This is a genomic window from Bifidobacterium indicum, assembly GCF_036987015.1.
Classification (GTDB): Bacteria; Actinomycetota; Actinomycetes; order Actinomycetales; family Bifidobacteriaceae; genus Bombiscardovia; species Bombiscardovia indica.
On sequence record NZ_BTXM01000007.1, the window covers coordinates 46,491 to 54,055 of the forward strand.

A 7,565-nucleotide genomic window follows, 5' to 3' on the forward strand; every position below is an offset into this window, starting at 1 on the left:
GGACGTGGACCAGGCAATGAAAGAAGCGGCGATGGCGAAGGAGGCAGGGGCCGGCCGCCGGACCCCGGACCGGGACCCGGTCGGACAGGCGCAGGGTGGCACCCATTCGGGCGCGAGGGCAGACAGGATCTTCCGATTCTGCGCCCGGGGGGCCGGAATCCTCATCCTCCTGGCCCTGGCTGCTGTGACCCTCTTCCTGATTCTCAAGGCCTTCCCTGCCTTCATCGGGGACGGGGGGCAACGCTCCAAGGCCATCGAATCCCTGAGCGGGGGGCGGGCATCCGGCTTCTGGCAGTATGTTGGCCCTCTGGTCTTCGGTACGGTTCTGATCGCCGGCCTGGCCCTCCTCATGGCCTTCCCGGTGGCCGTCGGCATCGCCCTCTTCATCTCCCACTACGCCCCGGCCAGGCTCTCCACGGCCCTGAGCTATGTGGTCGACCTCCTGGCGGCCATACCCTCGGTGGTCTACGGACTCTGGGGTGCCCTGGTCCTGGTTCCCCACATCACGGGGTTCTGGGGGTGGGTGGCCCGTCACCTGGGCTGGATCCCCCTTTTCGCCGGGCCCGCGGCCGCCCCGGCCCGGTCCGTCGCCACGGTGGCCCTGGTCCTGGCGGTCATGATCCTGCCCATCATCACTTCGGTCACCCGAGACATCTTCCTCCAGGCGCCACGCCTCCAGCAGGAGGCCGCCCTGGCTCTGGGGGCCACCAAATGGGAGATGATACGGCTGGCCGTCCTCCCCTTCGGACGCTCGGGAATCATCTCCGCCTCCATGCTGGGTCTGGGCCGGGCCCTGGGGGAGACCATGGCCGTCCTGATGATCCTCTCTCCCGGGTTCAGCTACGCCCTGCGTCTGCTCCGTCCCTCGACCAGCCAGACCATCGCCGCCAACATCGCCTCCCAGTTCCCCGAGGCCGACTCGACCGGTGTGGCCCTCCTGGTGGCCACCGGTCTGGTCCTCTTCATCATCACCTTCCTGGTGAACTATATGGCGCGCCGGATCACGACCAAGGCGGGTGCATGATGGGCAGGGCGGACGAGACATGGCCAGGATCGGACAAGGACGGTGAGACGCCCATGAAGGATATGCGATCCCGGGCGTCGCTTTCCCCGGTATCCTCAGCCGGTGGTTCCGCATCATCGACCTCCGTATCGCCTGATTCCGTGTCACCAGGCCCGGTACCGGCAGGCCCTGAAACACCGGGATCTGAATCACCAGCCACCGCGGCGGACGGGGGCGGCGCCGGCAAGGGGGCGGACGGGGGCCCGCTCCCCGTCATCGACTTCGGCAAGTTCAAGCCCACCCGGTCGTCGCTCAGGGCCCGCAAGCGCAAGAACCTGATCATGACGGCCCTGATCGTCCTCTCTTTCCTGGTGGCCCTGATCCCCCTGGTCTCGGTCCTCTGGGTCAGCCTGGTCAACGGGGTCGAACGGCTCAACCTGGACTTCCTGACCCACAACATGAGCGGAGTGGTGGGGGGCAACCCCACGGCCACCGGTGGATACGGCGGCATCCTCCACGCCATCATCGGCACCCTGGAGGTGACCCTGGGGGCCATGGTCATCTCCATCCCCATCGGGGTCATGTGTGCGGTCTACCTGGTCGAATACTCCCACGGGGGCAGGCTGGCCAGGGCCATCTCCCTCCTGGTCGATGTGATGAGCGGCATCCCCTCCATCGTGGCCGGCCTCTTCGCCTTCTCCATGTTCGCCACCCTGGTGGGCCCGGGCACGGTCAACGGGTTCTCCGGCTCCGTGGCCCTCTCCCTCCTGATGATCCCGACCGTGGTCAAGACCTCCGAGGACATGCTGGCCGTGGTCCCCAACGACCTGCGGGAGGCCGCCTACGCCCTGGGGGTCACCCAGCAGCGGACCATCACCAGGATCGTCCTGCGTACGGCCCTGCCTGGCATCGTCTCGGGAACCATCCTGGCCATCGCCAGGGTGATCGGGGAAACGGCGCCCCTGTTGATCGCCTCCGGCTTCATCGCCACCACCAACCCCAACCTCTTCTCGGGGAGGATGACCACCCTGCCGGTCTACGTCTACAACGAGTACTCCGAGGGGCTGGCGGTCTGCGGACCGGGGTCGGCGAGCGGCTGCCTGACCGATATCCGCATGCAGCGTGCCTGGGCGGCGGCCCTGGTCCTGATCCTCATCGTCCTCCTGCTCAACCTGCTGGGGCGTCTGATTTCGCGTATCTTCTCGGTCCAGGAGGCCAAATGAAACAGAGGGCATGGCCGTGTGGCTCCGGCCTGGCCTACGGGCAGGCGGGTTCCCCCAAGGCCGGAACCGCGGCGACAAGCATGATGAGTGTGGAGGAGGCCGTATGGGCCAGCGCATAGACATCAACCACCTGAACGTCTACTATGGCGATTTCCTGGCCGTCCAGGACATCAACATGAAGATTCAGGCCAACAAGGTCACGGCCTTCATCGGGCCTTCGGGTTGCGGCAAGTCCACGGTCCTGCGCACCCTGGACCGGATGCACGAGATCACCCCCGGCGCCCATGTGGAGGGGCAGGTCCTCCTTGAGGGCCGTGACCTCTACGGGCCTGACGTGGACCCGGTCGAGGTGAGGCGCGATGTGGGCATGGTCTTCCAACGGGCCAACCCCTTCCCGACCATGTCCATCAGGGAGAACGTCCTGGCCGGGATACGGCTGAACAAGAAGCACATCCCCAAGTCCGACGCCGACGACCTGGTGGAGTGGGCCCTGCGCGGTGCCAACCTCTGGAAGGAGGTCAAGGACCGTCTGGACAAGCCGGGTATCGGTCTTTCGGGAGGGCAGCAACAGCGGCTCTGCATCGCCCGGGCCGTGGCGGTCCATCCCCAGGTCCTCCTCATGGACGAGCCCTGCTCTGCCCTGGACCCCATCTCCACCCTGGCCGTGGAGGACCTGATCAACGAGCTGAAGCAGGATTACACGATCGTCATCGTCACCCACAACATGCAGCAGGCCGCCAGGGTCTCCGACTACACCGCCTTCTTCAACCTCAAGGCCGTGGGCCAGCCGGGCCACCTGGTCGAGATGAACGATACGACCACGATCTTCTCCAACCCCCAGGAGGAGGATACCGAGCGGTACATATCCGGACGGTTCGGCTGAGTCATCCTTCCTGATGGCCGCCTGGCACGTCCGGCCACTCCCTCATGGGCCACCCGGCTCCGTGCCGCCATTCCGGTTGATTCCCCGACTGTGCAAGATCTGACATCATCTGTGTCATATCCCGGGCAGCCGGGTACCATGATAGGAAGTCCGCGGGGCGGAAGACCAGTGGCGAGAGGAGAGACGGCATGGCGGTTGTTCTCGAACCGGCCACCCTCCTGGCCATCATCCTCCTGGGGTACCTGTTCAAGCGGTTCGGGCTTTTCAAACCCCTGGACTACCGGGTTCTGCAGACGGCCGAGTTCAACCTGATCCTGCCAGGGGCCATCATCTTCTCCTTCGCGACCAACCCGCACGACCCCGGTCTCCTCCTGGTCTCCGGGTTCGCCCTGGTCGCCTCCCTGGTGCCGCCCCTGGCGATCTACCTGACCAGCAGGGGCAGATCGGTGGGGCACCGGGCCTTCCTGATGCTGAACGGGTCCGGCTTCAACATCGGTTGCTTCTGCTTCCCCATGCTGCAGTCCCTGCTGGGGCCTGCGGCCCTGGTCCCCGCGGCCATGTTCGACATCGGCAACAACATCATGGTGGCCGCCGGAACCAACGTCATGACCCAGGGTCTCCTGCACATCAAGCGGGGGGAGACCCTGGAGCGGGATGAGGCACCGGGCCAGGAGGGGACGGACGGCCGGGTCCGGTCCGTGCCCCCGGTCAGGGTGGATGACCACGATGCCCGCAACCTCCGGTACAGGGCCATCCTGACCAACATCGCCAAGGGGTTCTTCGGCTCCGTCTCCTTCGACACCTACATGGTCATGCTGGTCCTGATGCTGGCCAAGGTGGCCCTGCCCGATTGGGTGGCCCAGGTGAGCCAGCCCTTCGCCTCGGCCAACGCCTTCTGCTCCATGTTCATGGTGGGGATGCTGATGGACCTGCCCGCATCGGGGCGGGATGTCAAGGAGGTGGCCCAGGTCCTGGCCTGGCGCATCCCCTTCGGCATCATCTTCGCCCTGACGGCCTGGTTCCTGCTTCCCTTCGGCCCCCTGGTCCGTCAGGCCGTGGCCCTGTGCTGCCTGGCACCCACGGCGATCTTCGCCACCATGTTCACCGACAAGGTCCTGGGCAATGCCAGACTGGCGGGTTTCACCCTGGCCCTGACCGCTTTCTGTTCGACCATCCTGATGATCCTGGCCCACCTTGTCATGGGGCCTGTCTGAGCGGGGCTCAGTGCTGTTCGGTGGGGTGCTCCTGCTCCAGGGTGCGTCCCTCCCGGGTGCGCTGCTTGTTGACGGTGGCGGCCGCGATCCGCTCTGCGGTCTTCCGGTCTTGGCCGCGTTCGAGTTCCGTGTCGAGAATGTGCTGGTACTGCTTCTGATCGTCCTTGCTCCAGTGGTTGTCCCTGACCATGGCTCCTCCTTGGTGCCCGTCAGCCAGGCTGAGGACCCCTTGTCCGGCCGGCCCGGGTAGTGCCGATTATAGGTTGGTCAAGGCGGTTCCTCGGGTTCTTGCAGACGCTGCATGGGGGAGGGGAATACAGGAAACAAAAAAAGCCGAGCGCACATGATATTCTTCCAATTGTCTCATCGCCAAATAAGACATATAAGGAAGAATATGCACAAGCTATTCCGGCTTTCGGACAATAATACCACAGTGCCAACTGAAGTGGTAGCTGGCATCACCACCTTCTTCGCCATGGCCTACATCATCGTGGTCAACCCCTCGGTGCTGTCGACGGCCGGCATGCCCTGGGGGGCCGTGTTCATCGCCACCCTGATCGCAGCGGTCATCGGCACCCTGATCATGGGCCTGGTGGCGAACGTGCCCTACGGGGTGGCCCCCGGGGTGGGACTCAACGCCTTCTTCACCTTCACGGTGGTCAAGGGGCTGGGCTTCACCTGGCAGGAGACCCTGAGCATGGTCTTCATCTGCGGGCTCCTGAACATCCTGGTCACGGCCACCAAGCTGCGCAAGATGATCATCCGGGCCATTCCGCCCCTCCTCCAGCACGCCATCGGCGGCGGGATCGGCGTCTTCATCGCCTACGTGGGTCTGCTCAACGTCGGCATCATCAAGTTCACACCCGACAAGTCCTCGGCCGCCCAGGCCAACCCGGGCCTGACCACCTTCAATGAGCCCTCGGTCATCCTTTTCGTCATCGGGCTTCTGCTGACGATCTTCCTGATGGTCTTCAAGTTCAAGGGGAGGCTCTCCTTCATCAACAAGGGGTCCTTCGTCATAGCCATCATCATGGTCACCCTGCTGGGCATCCCCATGGGGGTCACGTCCACCTCCAACCCCGTCAACCTGGGCCAGGCCTGCTCCCAGCTGCCCGAGACCTTCCTGGCCATCTTCGGCCCCCAGGGCTTCCCGGCCCTCTTCTCCGACCCGGCCAAGCTTCCCATCGTCCTGGTGACCATCTTCGCCTTCTCCCTGTCCGACACCTTCGACACGATCGGGACCTTCGTGGGCACCGGCCGCCGCTCCGGCATCTTCTCGGCCGATGATGAGCGCTCCCTGGAGGAGGGCAGGGGCTTCAGCTCCAAGATGGACAAGGCCCTCTTCGCGGATGCCACCGCCACCTCGATCGGTGCCCTCTTCGGCACCTCCAACACGACCACCTACGTGGAGTCCGCAGCAGGGATCGCGGCCGGTGGGCGCACCGGCCTGACCTCGGTGGTCATCGCCGGCTGCTTCGCGCTGAGCGCAGTTTTCGCCCCGCTGATCTCGGCCGTGCCCTCGGCCGCCACGGCCCCGGTCCTGGTGATTGTGGGCTGCATGATGATGAGCTCCTTCGCCGACATCGAGTGGAGCGACCTCTCCGAGGCCATTCCGGCCTTCTTCACGGCCATCTTCATGGGGTTCGCCTACTCCATCTCCTACGGTGTGGCGGCCGGTTTCATCACCTACTGCCTGACCATGACCTGCAAACGCAAGGCCAGGGAGGTGCATCCCATCATCTGGGCAGTGGCAGCCCTCTTCATCCTGGACTTCGTCCTCCAGGCCGTACTCTAGTCGGGTACGAGATCCTGCGGTCTGGGGTCGGAGCAAAGCTCGGTCGCTGACGGGTGAAGGCCCCGAGTGGCTTGACCTTCACCGAGATGGTGGCAGGTTCCGTAGCGTCACGGGACGGCAAGGACTGTGGAACCGGTGTTCCGGGCAACTCCGGGCAGTGCCCGGGAGATGCGCGGCTGACCTACCCGGGCCGGGAACCGTACAGGGATCTGCCCCCCCCCCCCTATGGTGCCTTTGAGTTTGTCTAGTCGTAGCTTGTGGCTATGGGATCGAAGAGGGGCCTTCTCGGCCTCTGGCGAGGGGTGTCCTCGGGTGGGCGAGGAGTCCAGGCGGGCCGGTCGGTCAACGTCGTCATGGGCTGATTGCTGTTTCAGTGTTCAGGCGGTCCTTGTCTTATGTGATGGCTGGTTGAGGGTGTCGTGGTGTCGTATACGGGGGTCGGGAGGTGGCTGACCGGCTGTCGGACCGGTGGTGACATGTATCCATCCGTGGTGTCCGTGTACTGTGTACGGGTGTGGTGGGCGGTCCCCCGGGTCGGGGATGATCTCTCCGGGGGGCCGTCCGGTCGGCGGGGTGTGGCTGTTGGGGATTGTGCCGCGCCCCCGGTCCGCTTACTCGGGTGAAGTCTGTGTGGCGGTGTCCTGCCGGTGGCGTCGGCCCGCCAGGGTGGCTGCCATGGCGAGCAGGCCCATGAGGAGGAGGGGCAGGATGCCTTCGCCGCCGGCCAGGGGCAGGACGGCGAGGGTGCGGAACTCGTACCGGTTGCCGGTGTCCGGGGTCTGCACGGCGCCGTCGCGGGTCCAGTCGATGGTGACGGTGACCGTGCCGGGCGTGTGGGCCGGGGTGGTCGTCCTCCAGGTGCCGTCCGTGTTCGCGGCCGGCGCGGTGCCCGGCGTGGTGCCGAACCTGACGCCGGTGGGTATGGCCGGCCCCGGGAAGGCCACCGGGCCCGGCGTGGGATTGTTGGTGGTGTTGGTGGTGGTGCGTCCCAGTTGGCCGTACTGGTTGTATCCCCATGTGTAGAGGTTGCCGTCCGAGCCGACCGCCAGGGAATGGCCCCATCCTGCGGTGGCCTGTGTCCAGGTGAATCCGGTGGGTGCGCCCGCGGGTTTGTCCGGCAGGCCCGGCGTGGGGTTGGGGTTGGTGGTACCGCTGTTGGTGTCGCGTCCCAGTTGGCCGTAGCGGTTGTTGCCCCAGGTGTAGAGGTTGCCGTCGGATCCGATGGCCATGGAATGGATGTATCCTGCGGTGGCCTGGGTCCAGGTGAATCCGGTGGGTGCGCCCGCGGGCTTGGCCACCATGCCCGGCGTGGGATCGGCGGTGTTGTTGTTGGTGGTGCGTCCCAGTTGCCCGTTGCTGTTGCTTCCCCATGTGTAGAGGTTGCCGTCGGATCCGATGGCCATGGAATGGATGTATCCTGCGGTGGCCTGTGTCCAGGTGAATCCGG

8 protein-coding genes are annotated in these 7,565 nt (G+C 65.4%); 6 read left to right on the forward strand and 2 right to left on the reverse strand.

Translation table 11 applies throughout. The features are described 5' to 3' along the window. Positions 1–31: 31 nt before the first annotated feature. The 5 genes from pstC (at position 32) to AACP59_RS09220 (ending at position 4,323) form a co-directional block, all read left to right on the forward strand. Positions 32–1,024 carry a phosphate ABC transporter permease subunit PstC gene (gene pstC / locus AACP59_RS09200; RefSeq protein ID WP_339350637.1) on the forward strand — a complete coding sequence of 331 codons (993 nt, stop codon included), beginning with the start codon at positions 32–34 and terminating at the stop codon, positions 1,022–1,024. Next, positions 1,021–2,226: a phosphate ABC transporter permease PstA gene (gene pstA / locus AACP59_RS09205; protein ID WP_339351241.1), complete on the forward strand. Its 1,206-nt coding sequence runs from the start codon at positions 1,021–1,023 to the stop codon at positions 2,224–2,226. Before pstC ends, pstA begins: the two co-directional genes overlap by 4 nt. After that, positions 2,223–2,345 carry a hypothetical protein gene (locus AACP59_RS09210; RefSeq protein WP_339350641.1) on the forward strand — a complete coding sequence of 41 codons (123 nt, stop codon included), beginning with the start codon at positions 2,223–2,225 and terminating at the stop codon, positions 2,343–2,345. The genes pstA and AACP59_RS09210 overlap by 4 nt, the downstream gene beginning before the upstream one ends. Continuing rightward, on the forward strand, positions 2,330–3,109 hold the full coding sequence (gene pstB / locus AACP59_RS09215) for a phosphate ABC transporter ATP-binding protein PstB (RefSeq protein WP_297316624.1): 780 nt from the start codon (positions 2,330–2,332) through the stop codon (positions 3,107–3,109). Before AACP59_RS09210 ends, pstB begins: the two co-directional genes overlap by 16 nt. Before the next feature lie 188 nt (positions 3,110–3,297). After that, positions 3,298–4,323 carry an AEC family transporter gene (locus AACP59_RS09220; RefSeq protein WP_297316625.1) on the forward strand — a complete coding sequence of 342 codons (1,026 nt, stop codon included), beginning with the start codon at positions 3,298–3,300 and terminating at the stop codon, positions 4,321–4,323. A gap of 7 nt (positions 4,324–4,330) precedes the next feature. Here the strand turns inward: AACP59_RS09220 and AACP59_RS09225 are convergent, their stop codons facing one another. Next, the gene (locus AACP59_RS09225) at positions 4,331–4,513 is read right to left on the reverse strand and encodes a hypothetical protein (protein WP_297316626.1); all 183 of its coding nucleotides are present in this window, start codon (positions 4,511–4,513) and stop codon (positions 4,331–4,333) included. A 204-nt stretch (positions 4,514–4,717) separates the two neighbouring features. Between AACP59_RS09225 and AACP59_RS09230 the strand changes: the two genes are divergently transcribed. Next, the gene (locus AACP59_RS09230; protein ID WP_297316627.1) at positions 4,718–6,118 is read left to right on the forward strand and encodes an NCS2 family permease; all 1,401 of its coding nucleotides are present in this window, start codon (positions 4,718–4,720) and stop codon (positions 6,116–6,118) included. 611 nt (positions 6,119–6,729) lie between these two features. Here the strand turns inward: AACP59_RS09230 and AACP59_RS09235 are convergent. Next, the coding region (locus tag AACP59_RS09235) for an RCC1 domain-containing protein (protein WP_370466011.1) at positions 6,730–7,565 on the reverse strand (836 nt) is incomplete at its 5' end.